Raw genomic sequence first — 23252 nt, 5'->3', positions numbered from 1 at the left:
TCGATGTGCGACGATAGCAGCATGCTGGAGCTGGCGATCCTGGGATTCCTGGCCGAACGGCCCTTGCACGGCTACGAGTTGCGCCGTCGGATCGCGGCGCTGTCCGGGCATGCTCGCCCCGTCAGCGACGGGAGCCTCTATCCGGCGATCAACCGCCTGCGCAAGGCGGGCATGGTGGAGCAGCGCGCCGAGTCCGGTACGTCGGCCGCCCGGCGGAACGTGCTGAGCCTGACCGAGGACGGCCGTGGTGAGCTGCATCGGCGGCTGCGGACACCGACGGACCACGACATCAGCGACAGCACCCGGTACTTCACCGTCCTGGCGTTCCTCTCCCAGCTCCCCGACACCAGCGCGCAGCATGCGGTCCTGCGCCGGCGCCTGGAGTTCCTGGAGCAGCCGGCCGGGTTCTTCTACGAGGGTGATCGGCCCCTGTGTGCGGAGGACATGGACGATCCGTATCGCCGGGGCATGCTGGTGATGGCCCGTGCCACCAGCCGTGCCGAGCGTGCCTGGCTGCGTGAGACCCTGGCCTGATCTCCTGTCTATAGTTGGCCCCATGAGCCGTTGGACGGATTTGACCGGGAACGCGTCCGGAGAGGACTACGCCGCGCGGTTCGCCGCCCTGGCCCGGAGCGGGAAGGACGTGCACGGGGAGGCGCGGTTCTGCGCGGCTCTCGTGCCCGTCGGGGCGCGGGTGCTGGACGCCGGGTGCGGGACCGGACGGGTCATGATCCGGCTCGCGGAGCTGGGGTACGACTGTGTCGGGGTGGATCTCGATGCGTCGATGCTGGCGGTGGCGCGGCAGCAGGCTCCTGAACTGCCCTGGTTCCAGGCCGACTTGACCGAGTTCGAGCCCCGTGCGCTCGGTGTCGCGGCGGACTTCGATCTCGTGGTCGCCGCCGGTAACGTCCTCCCGCTGCTCGCTTCCGGGACCGAGGCCGCGGTGGTCGGGCGCCTGGCCGCGGCCCTGCGGCCGGGCGGTCTGCTGGTCGCGGGCTTCGGCCTGGACGCGGCCCATCTGCCCGTGCCGCCCAGCATCACGTCGGCCGAGTACGACGAGTACTGCGCCGCGGCAGGCCTCACGTTCATCGACCGCTTCGCCACGTGGGACGCCGATCCGTACGACGGTGGTGGGTATGCCGTGAGCGTCCATCGGCGGTGAACCCGCGCGCCGCACCGGGCAGGCGCGCACGCACCGTGTGTGTCTACTGACCCTGCGGAGCCGGTACGAGGCCGTCCGCGACCAAGCCCGTGAGGACTGCTTCGCCGAGGGCCTGGACAGCGGACCGAGGCCGGACCATGACCGTGATCTCCTTGATCCGGCCGTCGTCGTCGAAGTGCAGCAGGTCCATGCCGTGGATCTCCTTACCGGCCACCGTGGCACGGAAGATCAGCACCGCGGAGGGTACGGACGCGTCGTCGGAGCTGGTCTGCGAGGTGCCGGTGTGGTCGCCGATGTAGCGGAAGTCCTCGAACGTGCGCAGCAGGACCTGGAAGAGGGCCAGTACCATCGGCTTGCCCTCGAAGGGGGTGAACTTCACCGGGCTGTAGAGGCGGATGTCCTCGGTGAAGAGCTCGCCCAGCGCCGCGAGGTCACGGCGGTCCACGGCGGCGCGGAATCGGTCGGCGGTCGACATGATCATCTCCCTGGACATGAGTCGAACAGTGCTGCGCGCCCGTCGGCCCCGGACCGACGGGCCGGGCCGTCACATGACGGCCTCGGCCCGGTCACCCCGTACGGCCGGGGCCGTCACGGCTTGCGTGCCACTCCCGCGTACCCCGCGCTGATGACGTCCTCCTGCCCCGGCACCGGCTGCGCCAGCTCCGGGTGCCAAGCCTCCGAGGCCACCACACCCGGCTCCACCAGGTCCAGGCCGTCGAAGAACCGGGTGAACTCCGTACGGCTGCGCAGCGCGAGTGTGAGCCCGTTGGCGGAGTACATGTCCGTGGCCCGCTCGGCCTCCTCCGGCGGGTGGAAGTCCGCGGTGGTGTGGGAGAGCACCACGTAACTCCCGGGCGCCAGAACGCCCTTGAACCTGTCGACCAGCTCGTACGCCCCGGCCTCGTCGCTGACGAAGTGGAGCAGCGCGATCAGCGACAGGGCGACCGGCTGGTCGAAGTCCAGGGTCTTCCCGGCCTGTTCGAGGATGGCCTCGGGGTCACGGGCATCGGCCTGCACGTAGTCGATGGCACCTTCGGCGCTGCCTCGCAGCAGAGCCTCCGCGTGGGCCAGCACGATCGGGTCGTGGTCGCAGTAGACAACGCGCGTCTCGGGGGCGACCTGTTGGGCGACCTGGTGGAGGTTGGGCTCAGTGGGTATGCCGGTGCCGATGTCGAGGAACTGCCGAACCCCTTGCCCCGCAAGCCACTTGGTGGCCCGGTGCATGAACGCGCGGTTGATCTTCGCCATCATCGGGGCGTTCGGCTCGATGGCCATGAGCTGTCGGCCCATCGCCTCGTCCACCGGGTAGTTGTCCTTGCCGCCGAGGAACCAGTCGTACATCCGCGCAGGGTGCGGGCGACTGGTGTCGATCAACGGGTTGGTGCTGTGGTCCGCTTGGGACATCCGGCCTCCCAGGGCCTGTCACAGTCGATGAGTGGGCGCTCATCCTAGCCTGCGGTCCGATCGCCCTCGTCCTCGCCTCGGACTGGCTGACGGCGCGTCAGAAGGTGCGTGCCAGCAGCATGATGCCCATCGCCAGCATGGTGGCCGCGACCAGGGAGTCCAGTACCCGCCAGGCGGCAGGGCGGGCCAGGACGCCGCCGAGGAGCCGGGCCCCGTAGCCGAGGCCGGTGAACCAGGTCAGGCTCGCCAGCATCGCGCCGAGGCCGAAGGCCCAGCGCAGCGAGCCGCGGTCGGCCGCGACCGAGCCGAGCAGCAGCACGGTGTCCAGGTAGACGTGCGGGTTGAGCCAGGTCAGGGCCAGGCAGGTGAGGACCGCGGTGCGGACGGAGCCCGCCGACGTGCCCTGTGTCGTGAGTCCCGCCGCCGCGGCGGGGCGCAGCGCACGGCGGGCGGCCAGGACGCCGTAGCAGGTGAGGAAGGCGCCACCGGCCAGACCGACCACCGTCAGCGCGGCGGGCCACGCGGTGACCACGGCGCCCAGTCCGGCCACACCGAGGGCGATCAGGACCGCGTCGGACGCGGCGCAGATGCCGACCACCGCGAGAACAGCGTGCCGACGAGCCCCCTGGCGCAGCACGAACGCGTTCTGCGCGCCGATGGCGACGATGAGGGACAGGCCTGTGCTGAACCCGGCGACGGCCGCCGGGAGGATTCCGCTGTTCATGGCATGGGACGCTAAGGACCAGCGAGCCATCAGTACAGCTAAAGTTTCTTAGCTAGCATTAGCAGACGTGATGAACGAGCTGCCCTTCGACCAGGTACGTACGCTGCTCGCCGTCGTCGACGAGGGCACCTTCGACGCCGCTGCCGCCGCTCTGCATGTGACCCCGTCCGCCGTCAGCCAGCGGATCAAGACGCTGGAGCAGCGCACCGGGCGGGTGCTGCTCATGCGGACGAAGCCGGTCCGGCCGACGGAGTCGGGCGAGGTGGTGGTGCGTTTCGCACGCCAACTCGCCGCCCTGGAACGGGACATGCACAGCGAACTGGGCATCGCGGCCGAAGCGGGTCCGGTCCGGGTGCCCATCGCGGTGAACGCGGACTCCCTGGCCACCTGGTTCCTGCCCGCCCTGACCCGGGTGCCGCAGGACCCGCCGATCTGCTTCGACCTCCACCGCGAGGACGAGGCCCACACCGCGGCGCTGCTGCGCGAGGGGCGGGTGATGGCGGCGGTGACGTCGTCGGCGGAGCCCGTGGTGGGCTGCACGGTACGTTCGCTGGGCCGGGCGCGGTATCTGCCGGTGGCGAGTCCGCGGTTCGCCGCGCGCCATCTGTCGGCCGGACCGCTGGAGCGCTGTCTGTCCGACGCGCCGGTGATCGTCTTCGACCGGCGTGACGAGATCCAGGACCGGTTCGTGCGCTCCCTCACCCCTCAGGGGTCGGGCGCGGGTCGGCTCCGGCACTACGTCCCCACGTCCGAGGGGTTCTGCGACGCCGTGGCCGCGGGTCTCGGCTGGGGCTTGGTCCCGGAGCCGCAGGCGGCACCCCTGCTGCGGTCGGGCGCCCTCAGGGAACTGGTGCCGGGGCGGCGGGTGGACGTACCGCTGTACTGGCAGCAGTGGAAGCTGGACGTCCCGGCACTCGCCCTCGTGGCGGAGACGATCGCCGACGCGGCGGCGGAGTCCCTGCACGGTCAGGACTGACGCCAGGCAGGGGTGACCGGCCACCGGCCACCCCCGGTTCGGTGTGTCAGTCGAGGCCCAGACCGCGCCGCCCCGTCTCGTTGAGGTCGTCGATCGTGAAGCGGTCCGGCCAGGTCCGCTCGTAGTGCTCGGCGGGGAAGTCGCTGGGGCTGGAGCCCGTCACGAAGGCCTTGCGCACCTCCGCGGCGTAGTGCTCGTTGCGGGCGCACCAGGGGGCGGCGGGGATGTAGACGACATTGCCCCAGCCTTTCTGGTCCTCGACCGGAGCGACGCTGTGGATCATGTCGCAGTGCCACCAGACCGAGTCGCCGGCTTGCACGTCGGGGATCGGGGTGAGGGCGCGGTAGAGCGTGGGGTGCCAGCGCTTGGTGACCGGGAAGACCTGGTTGGTGCGCACGCCGCACAGGGAGTCCTCGGGGACGTCCGGCAGCAGGGGGCGCAACAGCAGGTACGCCATGATCTCCGGGATCGGGATCGTGTGCAGGACGCCTTGGTCGGCGTCCATGTCGGACAGGGCGGTCCAGCCCTGGAAGGTGCGGAACGCCGAGCACATGGTGGAGCCCGGATACTGCGGCCCGGTGGTGCGGTGGGCGGCGTCCCAGGGGTCGTACTGCTCGGCGGTGCCGTCGAAGAGGTGGCGGAACGCCTTCTGGTACTCCTCGGTCATCCACAGGTCGAGGGTGCCGGGGTCGCAATGGGTGCCGAGGCCCGAGGAGTCGGTGCCCGGCGGGCGGCGCCGTATGCGGTCGGGGTACAGCGCGTCGCGGTCGGGGTCGAACCACTGGGTGCCGTCGTCGGAGGTGTGCTTCCAGAAGGAGTTGAGGAAGGACTGGACGGTGGCCATGCGGTCGGACTGGCGGGCCTGCATCTGGGCCCGGGACCAGTAGACGGGGTAGATCTCGGGCTTGGAACCGACACTGCCGAAGAAGTCGTCTCCGGGGCCGGTGTACTGCTCGAAGAACCCGTTGCGCTCGACGTAGTCGACGATGTCCGCGTCCCAGGCCAGGGCCTGCTCGCGCGGGAAGTGGCCGCGGACGACGAGGCAGCCGCGCTTGCGCACCTTGGCGAGCTGGTCCGGCGTGACCGTTCCGTCGGCGATGGCGGCGTAGTCGAGGACGGGCCAGACCTCCTCACCCCGTTCCCGGTCGGCTTCGATCTCGGCGATACGGGCCTCGATGCGCCGCTCGACAGCCGCGAACACCTCGGGGACGGTGCGGCCGGAGGACTCGATACGGGCCCGCAGGGCGGGCTTGATCTCGCGGATGGCGGCCGCGAGGTCGGCCGGGGCCTCCGCCCAGTGCGGCAGGGCGGGGGAGGCGGGGGGTTCAGCGGCGAGCGGCACGCTCGACTCCTTTTGGTGAAGACTCCTTACTGGTACGGGAAGGTAAGCCCTCGGGCGCATTTAGGCAAGGCTCCTTACTAGACTGTGGGTATGGCCCCGTCGAAACCCTCGCTGGAGATGCTGCGCGCGCTGACCGACGAGAACGTGCTGCGCTCCCTCATGGACCACCCCCGGCTGACCCGCGCGGAGATCTCCGCGCACACCGGGATCTCCAAGCCGACGATCTCCGACAGCGTCCAGCGCCTGAACGAGAGGGGTCTGGTCGTCGACACCGGCGAACGCACCACCGGGCGCGGACGGGTCGGCTCGTACTACGCCCTCGCCCCGAGCACCGGCGCCGCTCTGGTGGCCGGGATCACCCCGCAGGGCGTGATCGCCGAAGCCGTCGACGTCCGGGGCGCCGTCCTCGCGCGGTCCCACAGCGGCCTCGGCCACAGCGACGGACCACACCAGGCGGCACGTGCCCTCGGCGAGGCTGCCGCCGACCTCGCCGCGCGCACCACGGTCGCGCTGCGCACGGCGGTGGTCAGCGCGGCCGACCCCGTCGACCGGGCCACGGGCCGGCTCGTCCATCTCCCGGACGCGCCGTTCCTCGTCGGCGAACTCGACCCGCCCGCCGTTCTCGCCCCCCATGTCCGGGGACCCGTCCTCGTCGACAACGACGTCAACTGGGCGGCCCAGGCCGAGCATCACCAGGGATGCGCCGTCGACGTCGCGGACTTCGTCTACCTCCACCTCGGCGAAGGCCTTGGGTGCGCCGTCGTCAACGACGGGAAGGTGCGTCGTGGTCACCACGGTCTGGCGGGCGAGATCGCGCATCTGTGGACCGTGGGTCCGGACGGTACGGCGATGCTGTTCACCGAGGTCTTCGCCGCTCTCGGTCTGCGCCGGCCCGGTTCGACCGCCATCGACACGGCCGCACTGGTCGCGGAGTCGACTGCCGGAGCCGATCGGGCGGCGCGGTTGCGTACCGCCCTCGCACGCGCCATCGGCGGTGTCCTGGCAGCCGCCGTCTCCCTGGCCGACCCGCGCATGATCGTCATCGGGGGTGAATGGGGGGCACAGGCCGATATCGTGGCGGAGGTGCGCGAACATTTCGCCCGGACTCCGCGTCCCGTCCCTGTCGCCGTCGCCACGCTCGCCCGTCCGGACCTGGTCGGGGCGCGTACCAAGGCGGTGGACGAACTACGCGCCCTCATCGTCCGATCGGCCCGCCCGGACCGCGGCGAGGAGGGCCAGGAGCCGAGCAACTCCCGGGACGCGTAACGACGGTTGCGGGCCCGTCCGCGCCGTGGTGGCGTGGCCGGGCCCGGTCCGGCGGGGCGGGGGGATCACACCACGCCGCTCTCCCACCACCACGAGCCCGAGCCGTAAGAGGCGTACTGCACACGGCTGTCGACGTGCTGCCACGAGTGCGAGTACGCCTCGAGGCCGGAGAAGCCGCAGGTCTCGGCGATCTTGTAGGTCTGCAGGGTGCTGTGTCCCGAGACGACGATGTCCGCGGCGACACCGTAGAGATGCATGCTGTTGGACGCGCCGCCCGACGCGGCGTTGTGCGCGATGCTGCGGAAGCCGGAGTTGATGGTGATCGCGCTGTTGCCGGCCTTCTTGCGCACGGCCTCCAGCTTGTACATCAGCCGCCGTACGTTCTCCTTGACCGTCGCCGCCCCGACCTTGCCGTTGTTGAAGGCGGCGCCGTCCTTGGAGTAGAACTCGCTGAAACTGAAGTGGGCGGTCGAACCGTCGCCCGCCTCAAGGCTGTTGAGCACGCTCTGTGTCGCCGGGCCGACGACGCCGTCCGCGCTCAGGCCGTACGCGGACTGGAAGCGCTGGACGGCGGCGGCCGTGGCCGGGCCGAAGGCGCCGTCCCAGGCGACATACGTCTGCTGGGCGCTGCCGGCGGCCCAACCGCCCACGCGGATCTGCAACTCCACCACATCGGCGCCGGACGCGCCCTGCTGAAGGGTGCGGCTCCAGCCGTAGGCCGAGGCGCTGCCCGCCGTCGCGAGACCGGCCGTCGCCGCCAGGCCGAGCGTGGCCGTGAACCCCGCCGCGCCACGCAACAGAGTGCGGCGGTCGATCCCGCGCGCGAAGTGTCGTGCCGTAGTCATGGAAGTCTCCTCCTCGGGTGATGACGCGCCGAAGGTCAAGCGACCAGGGCCTGCCAGGTGTTGGAGCCGACGATGCCGTCCACGGTGAGGCCGTGTGCGGACTGGAACGAGCGCACCGCGGTGTCGGTGGCGGGCCCGAACGAGCCGTCCACGGTCAACGCGGCACCGTGTGCGTTGAGTTGGCGCTGCACCGCTTGGACGGCAGGTCCGGACGACCCCTGTCGTACGGTGACGACGAGCGCCTGCCAGGTGTGGGGGCCGACGACGCCGTCGACGGTGAGGCCGTGTGCGGACTGGAACGAGCGCACCGCGGTGTCGGTGGCGGGCCCGAACGAGCCGTCCACCGTCAACGCGGAGCCCTGCGCGTTGAGCAGGGACTGCACGGTCTTGACCCGCTCACCGCTCGCCCCCTGCTGCACGGTGGGCCAACCGGCCGTCGGCGGTGGGGTGTAGCCGCCTCCCTTGGCGAAGGCCTGGAGGTCGGTGAGCGTGCCGTTGAAGGTGTCCTGGTCGCCGGGGAAGGTGCCCGAGTCGGCGTACTGCCAGATCGTCTGGGCGGACCAGCCCGCGGGCAGCGTGCCGGGGTCGGCGGCGTAACGGGCGATCCACAGCGGGTTGGTGGCACCGAAGCTGCTGTTGTTGCCGGTGCACGTCGTCCACCAGTTCGTGGTGGTGTAGATCGTCGGGTAGCGTCCGACCTTGGCGCGCACCTCGTTGCTGAAGTCCCGGATCCAGGACACCATCGCGCTCTGGCTCAGCCCGTAACAGGTGTCCCCGTAGGGGTTGTACTCGATGTCCAGCGCGGGCGGCAGCGTCTTGCCGTCGGCGCTCCAGCCGCCGCCATGGCTGACGAACCAGTCGGCCTGTACGGCACCGCTCGAATTGCCGGGCAGCGCGAAGTGGTAGGCGCCGCGGATCAGTCCGGCGTTGTACGCACCGTCGTACTGCTGGGAGAAGGAGGGACTCGTGTACGTCGTACCCTCGGTGGCCTTGACGTAGGCGAAGGCGGCGCCCTTGCTCCTGACGGACGCCCAGTCGACGTTGCCCTGGTGGCCGCTGACGTCGAGGCCCGCAGGGCCCGTGCTGACGGCGGCCGTCGCCCCGGCCGACAGGGAGCGCGCGGTCAGCCGCTGGAGCCCGGATCCGGCGTGGTCCTCCTCCGGGTGCGTCATGCGTACCGGGGTGCCGTGCTCGGAGGTGCCTTGGTCGGGGGAGTCCGCCGCCGAGGCGGTGCCGGGCGCGAGCAGTACGGTGAGGGCGGCGGCCAGAAGTGCGGCGGCACTGGCGAGCGTTCGGCGGGGGCCGGTACCCGGGTGACCGGATCTGCGGCGCGTGAGAGTGGCTGCGGGCATGGTGCTCCCAGGTGTGTGGAGGGATACCGCGATGCGCTCGGGCCGGGGCGGCCGTAGCGCGTCCTTCGACGGTCGGTGGGGGCGTCGGAGCCGGGTGGGGTGGGGGTGTCAGAGGGTCACGCGCGCGTCGTCAACGCCGCTGTCTGTGAGGTGAGTTGACGCGCGTAAACGTAAGGGATGAGTTGACATGACCGCAACATGCTCGTGGTTGCGGGAAGGTGAACCCCGCCGGTGGTGGAACTGCTCGTGTCCGCCGCGGGCCGCGGGGGCGTCGGTGATCGCGGTGCGCGCCGAAGGACGCGGCACGCCGGACGGCCCGCTCGCGATCCTGCCGGACATGTGGGCGGTGGGGCGATGGCTGACGGACGGAAGTCCTACTGTGAACTGCTGGGCTGTCGTGACCAGTTGACGGTATGTGTTTCGCGAGTCGGGGGTCACGCTGAAGGCGTGCCGTGCGTCAGTCCTGTGCACTCCCCTCTTCGACCCGCTCGGCGATCACCAGGTCGAGCAGGCCGGGGAACACCGCGTCGAACTCCTCGCGGCGCAGGCGGTTGAGGCGGCGTGGGCCCTCGTCGCGTTGCTCGATGATCCCGGCGGCGCGCAACACCGCGAAGTGATGGCTCCGGGTGGCCTTGGTGACCGGCAGGTCGAAGGTCCCGCACGCCTTCGTCCAGTCCGGCAGTCCGGCCAACTCCCTGACGATCGCGCGCCGTACGGGGTCCGCGACCGCGGTCAGCGCGTCCTGCAAGGGGACGTCGCGCGGATGCGCGTGAGTCAGGCCACGAGCCCGCGCACTGTTCGATGTTTGTCGTACACTCATGTGGTCGACCTCCATCGAACACTCTAGGGGTTCTCATGGCACAGCAGCTCGACATCTCCTTCGGCCCCGGTTCCCGCAACCGGATCGACGAGACGGTCACCCCCGGCATCGACGGTGCGCTGGCCGCGCTGGAGACGTTCTACTTCTCCTTCAACAACCGCGATCTCGACGTCTTCTCACAGGTGTGGACCAAGCATCCGCTGGCGCAGCTCAACAACCCGCTCGGCGGCATCCTGCGCGGCGGCGACGCGATCACCGCGCTGTACGACCAGGTCTTCCATGGCCCGGCCAAAGTCACCGTCACCTTCGGCGACGTGGTCGAGTACGCCGACGACACCCACGCCGTGTTCGCCGGACGCGAGACCGGGGAGTACGCGGTGAACGGCGGCGAGGCCGTACCCCTGTCGATCCGCACCAGCCGCTACTTCCGCTACGACAACGGCCGTTGGAGCCAGTTCCACCACCACGGCAGCATCGACGACGCGGCGGCACTGGCGGCGTACCAGGCCGCGATCCGGGGCTGAGAGGTTCCCGCGAGCGGTAGCCTTCCGGACACTGAGCGGTCCGTCCGGAAGGGGCGAGGAACAGCGATGCGGTACATCGTCATCGGGGCCGGTGCGGTCGGCGGATCCATCGGCGGGCGGCTTCACGAGAGCAGCCGGGACGTCGTGTTGGTGGCGCGTGGTGCCCACGGCGCGGCCCTGCGCGAGGACGGGCTGAGGTTCACCACCCCGGAAGGCACGCGGCAGGTACGCGTGCCCGTGGCGGGCGGGCCCGAGGACGTCGAACTGCGCCCCGACGACGTCCTGGTGCTGGCCGTCAAGACGCAGCACACGGCCGACGCGCTGACCCGGTGGGCGGGTCGGCCCGTCGCGGGTGGCGGCACGGCGGGTGAGTCACTGCCGCTGGTGTGCGCGCAGAACGGAGTGGAGAACGAGCGGCTGGCCCTGCGTCTCTTCCGCCGCGTGTACGGCGTGTGCGTGGTGCTGCCCGCCTCCTTCCTGCGTCCGGGCGCGGTCACCGCGGCCTGCGGCCCGTACACCGGGGTGCTGGTGCTGGGCCGTTACCCGGACGGCACGGACGACACCGCTCGCCGTATCGCCGCGGACCTGGAGGACTCGGTGTTCCGCGCCCCGGTGGTCCCCGACGTCATGAGGTTCAAGTACGCCAAACTGCTGGGCAACCTGGCCCAGACGGTGGAGGCGCTGTGCGGTCCCGTGACGCCCGGGAGCCCCGCGGCGGAGCTGGCCGAGCGGGCTCGGGCCGAGGGTACGGCGGTGTTGAAGGCGGCCGGTATCGACTGCGCGGACACCGCCGAGTTGGCCGCGCTGCGCGAAGGCGCCGTGGAGGCGCGGCCGATGCCGGAGGGCGAGCGTGCGCTGGGATCGACGTGGCAGAGTCTGGCACGGGGCGCCGGTTCCGTCGAAGTGGACTATCTCAACGGGGAGTTCCTGCTCCTGGGCCGGATGCACGGGGTGCCCACGCCCGTCAACGAGACGCTGCTGAGACTCGCCAACGCCTCGGCGGCGCAAGGGCGGGAGCCCGGCGCTACGGCGGCTGTCGACATCCTCGCGCTGTTGAGGGCTGTCCCGTAAGTCCTTGCGGGCGCATCCCGGTCAGCCCAAGCGGCGTACCGGTTCGCCCGCGAGGAACGCCTGGATGTCCTCCACCGCATGGCCGTAGTACGTCGCGTAGTTGGCCTGCGAGACGTAGCCGAGGTGCGGGGTGGCGAGCAGTCGCGGGGCGGTGCGCAGCGGATGGTCGGCGGGGAGCGGCTCGATGTCGAAGACGTCGATGCCCGCCCCGGCGAACCGGCCCTCGTGCAGAGCGGCGAGCAGCGCGTCCTGGTCGACCAGGGCCGCGCGCGAGGTGTTGATCAGGTAGGCGGTGGGCTTGAGCAGGGCGAGTTCGGCCGCGCCGAGCAGGCCGCGGGTGCGGTCGCCGAGCGCGAGATGGATCGAGACGAAGTCGCTGTCACGCAGCAACTCCTCTTTGGAGGCGGCCAGTTCGACACCGACCTCCTCGGCGCGCTCCTTGCTCAGGTTCTGACTCCAGGCGCTCACCCGCATCCCGAAGGCCAGCCCCACCTGCGCCACCCGGCTGCCGATCTTGCCCAGGCCCAGCAGACCGAGCCGACGGCCGTGCAGATCCGTGCCGACCGTGGACTGCCAACGGCCGCCCGCCCGCAGCCCGTTGCTCTCGGCCACGAGGTTGCGGGCCAGCCCGAGCAGCAGTGCCCAGGTCAGCTCGACGGGCGGGGTGGAGGAACTGGCCGTGCCGCACACCGTCACCCCGCCCCGCTTCGCCGCCGCGTAGTCGATGACCGAGTTGCGCATACCGGAGGCGACGAGCAACCGCAGTCGGGGCAGGCGGTCCAGCAGCGTGGCCGGGAACGGCACCCGCTCGCGCAGGGTGACGACGATGTCGAAGTCGGCGAGAAGCAGGGCGAGTTCGTCCTCGTCGGCGATGTGTTCGCTGAAGGTGACGACCTGGACGCGGTCCTCCAGCACACTCCAGTCGGCCGAGCCGAGGGCGGCGTCCTGGAAGTCGTCGAGAACGGCGCAGCGCAGTCGCATGTCGATGGTCTCCCTGAGTCTGTGCGAGTTCGATCACGGACGACCAAGGAAGAGTACTGTCGGCGACGGACGGCCAGGCCGCCGGGGAACGGGAGTTGGGGGATCCGGAGCAGCGGGGACGCGGCCGGGCGTCGTAGCCACAGCGACGAGGAAGAGGAACAGGGGAGCCATGGCAGACGTCAACGAAGCCGCAGCCGCCGTCGGTTGGGCGGACATCCCGACGACCACCCTCGCTGACGTGCTGGGCCGTGCACAGGTCATGGACATCGGCATCCGTCCGTTGTGGCAGCCGGTTCCCCGCGTCGCCGGGCCCGCGTTCACCGTGCGGTGTCCGCCGGGCGACAACCTCATGCTGCACGCCGCGATTCACCGGGCCGAGCCGGGGACGGTCATCGTCGTGGAGTCCGGCGATCTCGACTACGCGCTGGCCGGAGGCAATGTCTGTGCCGTCGCCCAGCGCCGGGGCGTCGCGGCCTTCGTCGCGGACGGGCTGATCCGCGATCTCGCGGAGGTGCGCGCGATGGGCTTCCCCGTCTTCGCCCGCGGGGTCATCCCGATCCCCGGCGGCAAGCGGGCCGTTGAACCGCTGAACGTCGAAGTGCGGTGCGGCGGGGTGTCGGTGAACGCGGGCGACATCGTGGTGGCCGACGAAGAGGGCGTCGTGGTCGTCCCGTTCGCTCGCCGGGACGAGGTGATGGCCGCGGCTCGCGCCAAGTCGGCCAAGGAGGCGGGCGAATCACTCGATGCGTGGGAGAGGACTCATCGCACCCGCATCGACAAGATCCTCCGGGATCAGGGATTCGAGGGCTGACGCCGAGCGGCAGGGTGCCGTCGGGTGGCGGGGTGCCGTCAGGTGGCGGGGTGCCGCCTCCCTCAGCGTGGAGGCGGCACCCTCAAGAACTCACTCAGACGAGCCAGCCCACGAAGTGGAGGACGCCGGCGAGCAAGTTGGTCAGAACGTTCATTACTGATTCTCCATGTGTGTGCAGTCGCGTGCGTGGGACTACGCACGCTTCACGTGCCGGGCACGTGAGGGACATGCGCGAAGATTCGGTCTGCAGCCCGTTTCCCGCGCACCACAAGAATCGTTGAACAACAGGGCTCTCCGCAGGCACATGTGTACCGTGCACCCGTTCTGGGGAGTACCTGCCCGCCTGTTCGAATCTTGGACCGCGACTCTTGGGCCTCGGTGCGTGAGGTTCACCGGATGCGGTGGCTCTCCCAGAAGGAGGTCAGGTCCTTGTCGGTCATGGACTGCGCCGTCTTCTTGAAGTCGGCGGTGGTGGAGATGCCGTACCAGTGGTCGGCGGCGTAGCGCTTCATGACACGTGCCATGGTGGCGCTGCCCAGCGTGCGCTCCAGGTCGAACAGGGCGCAGGGGCCGGACGTGTAGATGAGGTGGTACCAGTTGGGCTGCTGCGACCAGTAGGACATCGAGCTGGTGAGCGCGGCGTCCTCGTCGGGCCAGTCGTCCGGGTCCCAGCAGTCGACGGTGTCCACGCCGTAGAAGCGGTAGTTGGCGTACTGGGCGAAGCTCTCGTCCAGCCAGGGCGCACCGTACTCGTCGTTGCCGACGATGCCGTACCACCACTGGTGGGCCACCTCGTGGACGACGGCGTTGCCCTCCTCCGTGGTGCCGAGCAGCACCAGGCCGGGGTACTCCATCCCGCCGCCGAACTCCGGTGTCATCACCAAGTCGAGTTCACCGTACGGGTAGTCGCCGAACTCCTCGCCGAACCGGTCGACGGCGGCGGCACCTTCCTGGCGGCCCAGGCGCACACCCTCGGCGGGCGTGTCGGGTGACCAGTACGACCTGACCCGTACACCACCCGGCGTGGTCTCCTCGGCGGTACGGAACGGGCCCGCCGCCCAGGCGAAGTCCCGTACGTGGTGCGCGACGCTGTGCGTGCGGGTGCGTCCCGGTGCGCCGGGGCCGCTGCTCGTGCGGCCGGTCGCCGGGACCCGGAGGGTCGACGGGTGGTCGAGCGTGACCTGGAAGTCACCGGCCACGGTGTAGAAGCTCTCGCCGGTCGCCACGTACGGATCGAGGTGCGGGCCCGCTGCGTCGTGCACGGCCAGGACGGGCAGCGCGTTGCCGAGGAAGCGGAACGCGCCCTCGCTGCCGAAGCGTTCGTTGCGGCCGGGCACGGTGAGGGACACGTCGAAGGAGACGGCGGTGCGCCGACCGCGTTCGAGCGGCGTGGGCAGGGTGACACGCAGCGCGGTGCAGTCCACGTCGAGCGACCCCGCCGTACCGCCGCGCACCCGGGACACGGCGACGGGGGAGGGGCTGCCCGAAGTGCCGCAGCCGTCCACGCCGTTGCCCCACAGCCGCAGGTACACCTCGCGCAGGGGCTGCTCGGAGGCGTTACGGAACGACACGCGCTCCTGGCCCGTCCAGTGGGTTCCGTCGGTGTCCGCGCGCAACGTCACGTCGTAGCGTGGGAGATCGGGTGTCGCGGCAGCCGTGGACTCCGGGGCGGCCTCGGCGACACCGGTTCCGGCCGCGAGGAGCGCTGTCGCCAGGGCAACGGGCAGGCGGCGGCGGGCAGTTGACAACCATGTGGGTAAGAACGACATGGCAGCCGATCGTGCCACAGCACTTCGGGCACGGCCCCCCGTGTACCGGAAACGACACGCCCCCCCGTGAACCGGAAGCGAACAGGCTGCTTCCGATGGCCACTTGCCGGTCGTCCTGGCCGCCCGGTCACAGCGGCAGCGTGATCCAGATGCTCTTGCCGCCGCCGTCCGCGTCTCCCCGTAGCACCGCGGTGCCGCCCAGTGAATGGGTCAGTTCGACGACCGTGCCGAGGCCGCTGCCCGGCGACGCGGCGTGTGCCCCGTACAGGGTCGGCTGGTGGGGGTGGCGGTCATGGACGGCGAACGCGAACGTGTCCTTGCTCGCCGCGTAGATGACGGTGACCGTCTCGGACAGCGCGGCGGCGTGCCGCACGCTGTTGGCGACCAGCTCGGACAGGATGAGCAGCGCCGGGTCCACGCTCGGATGCCGAGCGGGGACCCCCCACTCCGCGAGCACCAGTTCCGCCGTCTCCCGGGCCAGGCGTACGGCCGAGCCCATCGTGGGCAGGGTCAGGACGTGCCGCAGCGGCAGCCCCGCCGCCTGGGCGGCCATCATCGGACGGCCACCCCGGTGGCGGGTGCGGGTACGGGCTCCAGCAGTCCGGCGCCTTCGAGATACGCGCGGGCCCCCGCGATGGCCTCGGGCGTGGTCGCGTACTCCCGGCCCTCCAGACGCAGCAGGTCCAGCGCGCCCACGGAGTCCAGCACCTGCCGCTGACCGGGCCGTATGCCCGAGCCCATGACGACGATGCCGCGCCGGTTGAGCTTGTCGACGGCGTCCTTCAGGACCAGGGCGCCGGTCGCGTCGACGGTGGACACCCGCGACATCCGCAGGATGACGACGCGGACGTCGGCGACCTCCGACAGTTCCAGCAGGAAGCGGTGCGCGGCGGCGAAGAACAGCGGTCCGTCGATGCGGTAGGCGACGATGTGCTGCGCGAGCAGCGCGTGCTCCTCCTCGCTGTGCTCGCCGGGCAGATCGGGGCGGAAGTCGACCTGGTCGAGCCGGGCCTGGGAGGCGACCGCGCGCAGCGCCAGCGCCCCGGCGACCACGAGGCCGATGATCACCGCGTAGACCAGGTCGAGCGCGAGGGTCGCGACGGCGGTCAGGACGAGGACGACCGCGTCCGCGCGGGTGGCCTTGGCCATCGCGCGCAGCGAGCCGACCTCGACCATCCGGATCGCGGTCGCGATCAGCACCCCGGCCAGCGCGGCGAGGGGGATCTTCGCGACCAGCGGGGCCATGGCGAACACGATGACCGCGAGGACGGCGGCGTGGACGAGGGCGGCCAGCCGCGAGGAGGCGCCGGTGCGCACATTGACCGCGGTACGGGCTATCGCGCCGGTCGCCGGGACGCCGCCGAACAGCGGGGCGGCGATGTTCGCCAGGCCCTGGCCGAACAGCTCCTTGTCCGGGTCGTGCTTCTGCCCGACGGTCATGCCGTCGGCGACCTGCGCGGACAGCAGCGACTCCAGCGCCGCGAGGGCGGCCACCGCGACGGCCGGGGCGAGCAGCGACGGGAACGCGGAGAGATCGACGAAGCCGAGGGACGGGGCGGGCAGCCCCGCGGGCAGATCGCCGATCGGCGCGGCGTCGTCGAGGTGGCAGATCTGCGCCACGAGTGTGGCGGCGATCACGGCGATGATCGAGAACGGGATCGTCGGCCGCCACCGCGCGCCCAGCAGCATGACGAGCGCCACGGCCGCGGCGAGCCCGACGGCGGTCCAGTTCGGCGCCTTGGCGAACGCCTCCAGGGCGTGCCAGGTCACCACCAGGACCTTGTCGCCCTCGGGCTTGGCCACGCCGAGCGCGTTCGGGACCTGCTGGAGGCCGATCACCAGAGCGATCCCGAGGGTGAAGCCCTCGACCACCGAGGCCGGGATGTACGCCATGTAGCGCCCCGCCCTCAGCAGGGCCAGGCCGACCAGCAGGACGCCCGCGATCAGCCCCACCATGAGGACGCCGCCGGGGCCGTGCTGGGCGACGATCGGCACCAGTACCACGGTCATCGCGCCGGTCGGGCCGGAGACCTGGAGGTTCGAGCCGCCGAACAGGGCGGCGAGGGCGCCCGCGACCACGGCGGTCGCCAGACCCGCCTCGGCGCCGAGACCGGAGGAGACGCCGAAGCCGAGCGCGAGCGGAAGCGCGACGATCGCCACGGTCAGCCCGGCCAGCAGGTCACGCTTGGGGTTGCGGCCCATCACCGCCCAGTCGGCGCGGGTGGGCAGCAGGGAACGGAACCGGGCGAGCGCCGGGGACACCAGGGAGCTCACCGGTTCGTGACCTCGGCTTCCCGCAGCTCGTCCAGCAACTCGCTCTGTCCCGCGAGCATCTCGGTCAGGATGCGGCGGGCCGCGCGCATCAGCTCCGCGACATCGCCTCCGGCGAGCTGGTAGATGACCGTGGACCCCTCGCGGGCGGAGGTCACGATCCCCGAGCGGCGCAGCACCGCGAGCTGCTGGGACAGGGCGGCCGGCTCTATCTCGAGCGCGGCGAGCAGGTCACGTACCGCCTTGGGCCCGTCCTGCAACAGCTCCAGCACTCTGATCCGTACCGGGTGCCCCAGCATCCGGAAGAAGTCCGCCTTCGCTTGGTACAGCGGAACCGGCATTGCTTGGTCTCCTCCTCGATGACGACACTGCCGTGCTTCCTGCGGGATGGGGGGTACGGGGTACGGGGCAGTACGGCGTACGGAGCACCGGTGGCGGGTACGGCAGACCGTCCATCATGTGCCAAATTGCAAAACTTTGCAATTCGTCAAGCCGAGGGGTGGTGGCCTGCTCGATGCCCGCGCCGTCGCTGCCGCCGAGAGGCGGTGACTGTGACTCCGGGCGTCGCCGGAGCGCCGTGGATCCCGCCATGCGGAATACGCGCGACCGGGGAGCGGTGCGTGGGGGCGCGCGGCGGGACCGGAAGGCGGATGCCGCGCTGTCCAACGGTCGCCGGGCATGTCAGGGCAGTCGGTGCCGTACTGCCCCGGCTGTGCCTGTGCAGATTCTGTGAGCCTGCTGTCGAGGGCCCGCGGAAGCGATGAGTGAATTCCAGGATTTGACCTTCACCAAAGACTTCCTTGGGGTGACCGAAAGGCACCTTGTTGCTCAACTCCCGGCGCAGCAAGGTGAGTCGCGTACCTGAGCATCAGGAGCCACAAGCGTTGCCCGACTCGGAACCCGAACATCCTTCCGCCGCCTGCCTCTTGGTGCCTTCGTCCGGTGCCCGCAACAGGGACAGGAGGGGGAATGCCGATGAGCGCGGTGAGCGCCGCCAGGCCGACGTATCCCGGCGTCTACGTCGAAGAGCTTCCCAGCAGCACCCGCACCATCTCGACCCTGACCACATCGGTGACGGCCTTCGTCGGCCACACCCGGCGCGGTCCGATCGACGAGCCGGTGCGTGTCACCAGCTTCGCGGAGTTCGAGCGCCGCTTCGGCGGCCTCAGCGCGCGCAGTGCCATCGGCTACGCGGTCCACCAGTTCTTCGGCAACGGCGGCACCACCGCCGTCGTCGTCCGCGTCACCAAGGCGGGCAGCGGACAGTGCGCACACGTCACCCTCAGGTCCACCGAGGGACACAGCGACTGCGACGTCCTCGAGGTGCGCGCCAAGGAACCGGGGGTGTGGGGCAACGGCCTGCGCGTGGCCGTCGACCACCACACGCTGTGCCCCGACGACACCTTCAACCTGCGCGTCTTCGACGTCCGGGGCCGGGCCCGCGAGAGCTTCACCGCCCTGTCCATGGACGCGGACAGCGACCGCTACGCACCCACCGTCGTCGGCGCCGGCTCCCGGCTGATCCGCGTCGAAGCGGTCGGCGAGGGCCGCCCCGACCCGTCCGGCACCGTCTCCAAGCCGTTCGGCCACCACCTGCCCGACCTCGCCGTCGACCTTACCGTCAAGATCGGCGACGTGGAACGCGAGTTCACGCTCTACGACCCCTACTGCGACGGCGAAGTGCCCTGCTCCGTCGCCGAGTTGGGCCTACTGCTCGAACGCAAGCTGCGCGCCCTGCCCGACGCCCACGGCCGACACGCCTTCGCGGGCACCGAAGTCACCGCCTTCGGCCGCCGTCTCCAAGTGGTCGCCGGATCCACCGACTCCGGGGACGTCGTCCGCTTCCTCGGCGAGTGCGCCAACGACCTCGGCCTGGAGGCCTCCGTCAACCCGCCCGTCTTCCCGCTGACCGGCGGCACGGACGGCGAGGCCCCGGGTCCCCGCGACCTGATCGGCTCCGAGGCCGACAAGACCGGCATCCAGGCGCTGCGCCAGGTCGCCGACGTCAACCTCCTCGTCCTGCCCGAACTCGCGGCGTACGAGAAGACCGAGGACGTGCTCACCGTCGTCTCCGCCGCCCGACTCCTGTGCCAGGAACGGCGGATCTTCCTGCTCGTCGACGCCCCCGGCAAGTGGACCGGCGCCGAGGCGGCGCGCGCCGGTATCGCCGCCTTCGACGCCGTACGCGGCAACCACGCGGGCCTGTACTTCCCGCATCTGCACCTCACCGACCCGCTCACCGGACGGCTGCGCGCCTTCCCGCCCTCCGGCGCGATCGCGGGCGTCATCGCGCGCACCGACGCCGAGCGCGGCGTATGGAAGGCACCGGCCGGAACCGGGGCACGGCTCGCGGGCGTGCACTCCCTCACCGTCGACCTGACCGACCGCGAGACCGGGCTGCTCAACCCGCTCGGCGTCAACTGCCTGCGCAGCCTCCCGGCGACCGGCCCGGTCGTCTGGGGCGCCCGCACCCTGGAAGGCGCCGACGCGCTCGACAGCGAATGGGCGTACGTCCCCGTACGCCGACTCGCCCTGCACATCGAGGAGAGCCTCCAACGCGGCCTGCAATGGGTGGTGTTCGAGCCCAACGACGAGAGCCTGTGGCAGCAGATCCGCCTTGTCGCGTCCTCGTATCTGCACACGCTCTTCCGGCAGGGCGCCTTCAAGGGCAGCACCCCGCGCGAGGCCTACTTCGTCAAGTGCGACCGCGACACCACGACCGACGAGGACATCGCGAACGGCATCGTGAACGTCCAGGTCGGTATCGCACCGGTCCGCCCCGCGGAGTTCGTGATCGTCAACATCCAGCAGATGTCCGGCCAGTTCAGCCAGTCGGGCCAGTTCGGCCAGTTCGGCCAGTTCGACCAGTTCGACCAGTCCGGCCGGTTCGAGCTGTAGTCCCGCGGGAATCTTGGAGAGCTGAAGGAATCCGATGGCAGAGTTCACCGTCAACGCCCATCGTTTCGACCCCTACAAGAACTTCAAGTTCCTAGTCCTGTGGGACGGTCGGACGGTCGCCGGTATCAGCAAGGTCAGCCCGCTCAAGCGCACCACCGAGGTCGTCAAGCACCGGCACGGCGGCGACCCCAGCTCCCCGCGCAAGTCGCCGGGACGCTCCGAGTTCGAGGGCATCACACTGGAACGCGGTGTCACCCACGACCCCGAGTTCGACCGCTGGGCCAACAAGGTCTGGCAGGTCGGCGCGGGCCTCGGCGCCGAGGTCTCCCTCGCCGACTTCCGCAAGGACATCGTCATCCAGGTCCTCAACGAGGCCGGGCAGGTCGCCGTCTCGCACAAGCTGTACCGGACCTGGCCCAGCGAGTACCAGGTCCTCGGCGAACTCGACGCCAACGCCAACGCGGTGGCCATCCAGTCGCTGAAGCTCGAATGCGAGGGCTGGGAGCGGGACTACGAGGTCCCCGAGCCCGAAGAGCCCTCCTTCCTCAACCCGGCCTGATCCCGACCAGGCCCTGTCCGACGCGAGGTGAGGACACCGGGAGACCACATGGCGAACACCGGGGCGGCCGAGCTGCTGGCCACCTGGGAGGCGGGGCTCGCCGAGACGCCCGCCGGGCGCGCCCTGCTGCTGCACGGCACGGCGCGCCCGGACCTCGACCCCGCGGCGCTGCCCGCCGTACCGCTGGGCGAACGCGAGGGAGACCTGTTCGCCCTGCGCCGCGCCCTGTTCGGGGAGCGGATGCAGGTACGGCTGGACTGCCAAGTGTGCGGCTCGGACATGGAGTTCGAGCTGGACGCGGGTGACCTCGCCCGCTCCCTCACCCGACCCGGGCAGCCGCTCGTACGGCTGACGGAGGACGGCTGGGACGTCACCTTCCGGCTGCCTGCCGCGGCCGACCTCGCGACCGCGGCCCGGTCCGCCGACCCGCGCGCCACGCTGCTCGCCCGCTGCCTGGTCTCGGCGGTCCACGACGGCACGCCGCACCCCGCCGACGCCCTCCCGGTGCCGGTGCAGCGGCGGATCGCCGAGGCCGTCGAGAGCGCCGACCCGGGCGCCGACGTCACCCTGAACATCAACTGCCCCGACTGCGACACGGCCTCCCGGGCCGACCTCGACATCGCCTCCTACCTGTGGAGCGAACTCGACGCGTGGGCACGGGACATGCTCCTCGACGTCCATCTGCTCGCCACCGCCTACGGCTGGAGCGAGCCGGAGATCCTGGCGCTCAGCCCGCTGCGGCGCCGCTACTACCTGGAGCTGTGTGCGGATGTCTGACTCCCGAGCGCCCGACTCACGCATGTCTGATCCACGAGTGTCCGACCCCTCCTCGCGGGCGCCCGCGCCGGAACCCGACTTCCTGGACCGGCTGCTCGCCCGGCACGCCGCCGCGGCACCGGACACCGCCCGGCTACGGCCGCGGCTGCCCGGCCCGTTCGAACGCGTCGAAGCCGTACGGGCCCGCGCGCCGGAACCGGACGTCCCTGATGCCGCGGCAGGGACGCCCGCCACCTTCGCGGTCCTGCCCGACCGGGACGGTCCCCGGCCCCCGGCCGAGATCCGACGGCACACGGAACACCAACGGACCGTCGTTCACACCGAACCTCCCTTCGCGGCAACGGAGTCGGTGCGACCCGCCCCGGCCGCCACCCTGCCCGAAGCACCGCTGCTGCGTCCCGCCGCGCCCTTCGCGGCCGGGCCGCTCCCGGTGTCACGGGCCACTCCGCGCGACACCGGGCGTTCCGGCCCGGACGCCGGCGCGGACCGAGTCGCGGCGTCCGCCCCCACCCCCCTGGGCGCGGACGCCGCTCCCGCCGCCGTCGTGTCCACGGCACCGCACCCCAGCCCCGCGGACACGACGGCGGCCCGCGCCGCCGCCGCACGGCAGGCGTCCGCACGCCGACCCGGGCGGACGCCCGAGCAGGTGGTGCATGTACAGATCGGCCGCTTGGAAGTGACCACTCGTCAGAAGTCTTCCGTGGCCGGTCAGGTACGGCAGGACGTGGCCCAGCGGCCGGGCGCCACCCTCGGCTTGGCGGAATACCTGGCCCGGGGGCGCAAGTGAACCATGTCGCGGTGGCAGGGGCACGAGTGGCCGTACGGGCGACACGACAGACAGGAACCGGGGAACCGACGCCATGAGCAACGCACTTGCCATCGCCCATGTCAGCCAGGCCCTCGCCCTGCTGATCGAGTCCCACCTGCAGCCGGAGATCGACATGGCCGTCAAGGTGGAGCCGCGCAAGCCGCCCGCCGAGCCGCCGACCGACCCCACCATCTCCGTCTTCCTCCACCAGGTCACCCCCAACACCTCGCGGCGCACCAACGATCTGCCGACCCGCGCCCCGGACGGCACGCTGGTACGCCGGGCCGCCGCGGCACTCGACCTGCACTACGTGATCAGCGCGTACGGCGACGAGACCGAACTGGTGGGGCAGCGACTCATCGGCTCCGTGGTGCGCACACTGCACGAGATACCGGTCCTGCCCAAGGACGTCATCGAACTCGCGGGCGAGAAGCCCTACTTGGCGGGCAGCAACCTCGCGGAGGCGGCGCAGCGGGTGCGGTTCACACCGATGGTGATGGACATCGACGAGACATCGAAGCTGTGGGGGATGCTCTACCAGACCCCGTACGCCCTGTCCGTCGTCTACCAGGCGTCCCTCGTCTTCATCGACGGCCTGGAGACGCCGATGACGGCCAAGCCGGTGGAGCGGCCTGAGGTACGGGTGCTGCCGTTCGGGGCGGAGGGGGCGCCGGAGCCGCCGGGGGCCGATACGGGCGAGGGGGCCACGGGGGCCGAGGCGGAGAAGCCCGGCACGGCGATCACGGAGATCACGGCCGGCCCGAAGATCACGAACGTCACGGACAGCGCGGAGATCACGGACAGCGCGGAGATCACGGCGGACTGAGCCGCCATGGGCGACACGACGGGGGCAGGTGAGCACATGGGCACGTACGAGGAGAGCGCGACCGAC

The 23252-nt window shown here is 71.0% G+C and carries 24 protein-coding genes and 1 pseudogene; 12 read left to right on the top strand and 13 right to left on the bottom strand.

Annotation, left to right across the window (positions count from 1 at the left end):
* The first annotated feature begins 21 nt into the window (after positions 1-21).
* Both NGF19_RS17625 and NGF19_RS17620 read left to right on the top strand, forming a co-directional pair.
* Complete coding sequence (locus tag NGF19_RS17625) at positions 22-534, top strand: PadR family transcriptional regulator (RefSeq protein ID WP_252425904.1); 513 nt, start codon at positions 22-24, stop codon at positions 532-534.
* 22 nt (positions 535-556) lie between these two features.
* The gene (locus tag NGF19_RS17620; protein WP_252425903.1) at positions 557-1162 is read left to right on the top strand and encodes a class I SAM-dependent methyltransferase; all 606 of its coding nucleotides are present in this window, start codon (positions 557-559) and stop codon (positions 1160-1162) included.
* A 43-nt stretch (positions 1163-1205) separates the two neighbouring features.
* Here the strand turns inward: NGF19_RS17620 and NGF19_RS17615 are convergent, their stop codons facing one another.
* The 3 genes from NGF19_RS17615 to NGF19_RS17605 all read right to left on the bottom strand — a co-directional run bounded on the left by NGF19_RS17615 (position 1206) and on the right by NGF19_RS17605 (position 3290).
* A complete protein-coding gene (locus tag NGF19_RS17615; RefSeq protein ID WP_252426014.1) occupies positions 1206-1637 on the bottom strand; it encodes a nuclear transport factor 2 family protein in 432 nt (143 codons plus the stop codon).
* Between the two features lie 113 nt (positions 1638-1750).
* On the bottom strand, positions 1751-2566 hold the full coding sequence (locus NGF19_RS17610) for an SAM-dependent methyltransferase (RefSeq protein WP_252425902.1): 816 nt from the start codon (positions 2564-2566) through the stop codon (positions 1751-1753).
* A 97-nt stretch (positions 2567-2663) separates the two neighbouring features.
* On the bottom strand, positions 2664-3290 hold the full coding sequence (locus NGF19_RS17605) for a LysE/ArgO family amino acid transporter (RefSeq protein ID WP_252425901.1): 627 nt from the start codon (positions 3288-3290) through the stop codon (positions 2664-2666).
* Positions 3291-3360: 70 nt separating this feature from the next.
* Between NGF19_RS17605 and NGF19_RS17600 the strand changes: the two genes are divergently transcribed.
* Entirely contained in the window at positions 3361-4266 is a 906-nt protein-coding gene (locus tag NGF19_RS17600; protein WP_252426013.1) for a LysR family transcriptional regulator ArgP, read from the top strand.
* Between the two features lie 46 nt (positions 4267-4312).
* Here NGF19_RS17600 and NGF19_RS17595 read toward each other — a convergent pair whose 3' ends face one another.
* Positions 4313-5608 (bottom strand): DUF1479 domain-containing protein, encoded by a 1296-nt coding sequence (locus tag NGF19_RS17595; protein WP_252425900.1) that lies wholly within the window; start codon positions 5606-5608, stop codon positions 4313-4315.
* Positions 5609-5698: 90 nt separating this feature from the next.
* On the opposite strand from NGF19_RS17595, the gene NGF19_RS17590 reads away from it, so the two are divergent.
* The gene (locus NGF19_RS17590; protein ID WP_252425899.1) at positions 5699-6874 is read left to right on the top strand and encodes an ROK family transcriptional regulator; all 1176 of its coding nucleotides are present in this window, start codon (positions 5699-5701) and stop codon (positions 6872-6874) included.
* A 65-nt stretch (positions 6875-6939) separates the two neighbouring features.
* Here the strand turns inward: NGF19_RS17590 and NGF19_RS17585 are convergent, their stop codons facing one another.
* From NGF19_RS17585 to NGF19_RS17570, 4 genes and pseudogenes are all read right to left on the bottom strand, one after another.
* Positions 6940-7719, bottom strand: a complete 780-nt coding sequence (locus tag NGF19_RS17585) for a D-Ala-D-Ala carboxypeptidase family metallohydrolase (protein WP_252425898.1) — start codon at positions 7717-7719, stop codon at positions 6940-6942.
* A 35-nt stretch (positions 7720-7754) separates the two neighbouring features.
* Positions 7755-8138, bottom strand: a complete 384-nt coding sequence (locus NGF19_RS17580; RefSeq protein WP_308288499.1) for a peptidoglycan-binding domain-containing protein — start codon at positions 8136-8138, stop codon at positions 7755-7757.
* Positions 8139-8177: 39 nt separating this feature from the next.
* Positions 8178-9071: pseudogene (locus NGF19_RS17575) on the bottom strand (lysozyme); the annotation flags it as partial.
* 457 nt (positions 9072-9528) lie between these two features.
* The gene (locus tag NGF19_RS17570) at positions 9529-9891 is read right to left on the bottom strand and encodes an ArsR/SmtB family transcription factor (protein WP_252425897.1); all 363 of its coding nucleotides are present in this window, start codon (positions 9889-9891) and stop codon (positions 9529-9531) included.
* A gap of 35 nt (positions 9892-9926) precedes the next feature.
* Here NGF19_RS17570 and NGF19_RS17565 point away from each other — a divergent pair, with 35 nt between their 5' ends.
* Positions 9927-10415 carry a YybH family protein gene (locus NGF19_RS17565; protein ID WP_252425896.1) on the top strand — a complete coding sequence of 163 codons (489 nt, stop codon included), beginning with the start codon at positions 9927-9929 and terminating at the stop codon, positions 10413-10415.
* A gap of 66 nt (positions 10416-10481) precedes the next feature.
* A complete protein-coding gene (locus NGF19_RS17560; protein ID WP_252425895.1) occupies positions 10482-11486 on the top strand; it encodes a ketopantoate reductase family protein in 1005 nt (334 codons plus the stop codon).
* A 21-nt stretch (positions 11487-11507) separates the two neighbouring features.
* Here NGF19_RS17560 and NGF19_RS17555 read toward each other — a convergent pair whose 3' ends face one another.
* The gene (locus NGF19_RS17555) at positions 11508-12467 is read right to left on the bottom strand and encodes a D-2-hydroxyacid dehydrogenase family protein (RefSeq protein ID WP_252425894.1); all 960 of its coding nucleotides are present in this window, start codon (positions 12465-12467) and stop codon (positions 11508-11510) included.
* 169 nt (positions 12468-12636) lie between these two features.
* On the opposite strand from NGF19_RS17555, the gene NGF19_RS17550 reads away from it, so the two are divergent.
* Complete coding sequence (locus NGF19_RS17550) at positions 12637-13278, top strand: RraA family protein (RefSeq protein ID WP_252425893.1); 642 nt, start codon at positions 12637-12639, stop codon at positions 13276-13278.
* Between the two features lie 389 nt (positions 13279-13667).
* Here the strand turns inward: NGF19_RS17550 and NGF19_RS17545 are convergent, their stop codons facing one another.
* From NGF19_RS17545 to NGF19_RS17530, 4 genes are all read right to left on the bottom strand, one after another.
* Entirely contained in the window at positions 13668-15047 is a 1380-nt protein-coding gene (locus NGF19_RS17545; RefSeq protein WP_252425892.1) for a M1 family metallopeptidase, read from the bottom strand.
* A gap of 127 nt (positions 15048-15174) precedes the next feature.
* On the bottom strand, positions 15175-15600 hold the full coding sequence (locus tag NGF19_RS17540) for an ATP-binding protein (RefSeq protein ID WP_252426011.1): 426 nt from the start codon (positions 15598-15600) through the stop codon (positions 15175-15177).
* On the bottom strand, positions 15600-17249 hold the full coding sequence (locus NGF19_RS17535; protein ID WP_252426010.1) for a SulP family inorganic anion transporter: 1650 nt from the start codon (positions 17247-17249) through the stop codon (positions 15600-15602). Before NGF19_RS17535 ends, NGF19_RS17540 begins: the two co-directional genes overlap by 1 nt.
* Positions 17250-17317: 68 nt before the next feature.
* Positions 17318-17659 (bottom strand): ArsR/SmtB family transcription factor, encoded by a 342-nt coding sequence (locus NGF19_RS17530; RefSeq protein ID WP_252425891.1) that lies wholly within the window; start codon positions 17657-17659, stop codon positions 17318-17320.
* 628 nt (positions 17660-18287) lie between these two features.
* Between NGF19_RS17530 and NGF19_RS17525 the strand changes: the two genes are divergently transcribed.
* The 5 genes from NGF19_RS17525 (at position 18288) to NGF19_RS17505 (ending at position 23186) form a co-directional block, all read left to right on the top strand.
* Complete coding sequence (locus tag NGF19_RS17525) at positions 18288-20216, top strand: phage tail sheath subtilisin-like domain-containing protein (protein ID WP_252425890.1); 1929 nt, start codon at positions 18288-18290, stop codon at positions 20214-20216.
* Between the two features lie 34 nt (positions 20217-20250).
* Positions 20251-20775 carry a phage tail protein gene (locus NGF19_RS17520; RefSeq protein ID WP_252425889.1) on the top strand — a complete coding sequence of 175 codons (525 nt, stop codon included), beginning with the start codon at positions 20251-20253 and terminating at the stop codon, positions 20773-20775.
* Between the two features lie 48 nt (positions 20776-20823).
* Positions 20824-21552 (top strand): T4 family baseplate hub assembly chaperone, encoded by a 729-nt coding sequence (locus NGF19_RS17515; protein ID WP_252425888.1) that lies wholly within the window; start codon positions 20824-20826, stop codon positions 21550-21552.
* Between the two features lie 37 nt (positions 21553-21589).
* A complete protein-coding gene (locus NGF19_RS17510; RefSeq protein ID WP_252425887.1) occupies positions 21590-22339 on the top strand; it encodes a hypothetical protein in 750 nt (249 codons plus the stop codon).
* A 73-nt stretch (positions 22340-22412) separates the two neighbouring features.
* Positions 22413-23186, top strand: coding sequence for a Pvc16 family protein (locus tag NGF19_RS17505; RefSeq protein ID WP_252425886.1), 774 nt, complete (start codon positions 22413-22415; stop codon positions 23184-23186).
* Positions 23187-23252 lie beyond the last annotated feature (66 nt).

It is taken from the genome of Streptomyces macrolidinus (assembly GCF_023887685.1).
GTDB classification, from domain to species: Bacteria; Actinomycetota; Actinomycetes; order Streptomycetales; family Streptomycetaceae; genus Streptomyces; species Streptomyces macrolidinus.
This window is presented reverse-complemented; position numbering and strand designations above follow the sequence as displayed.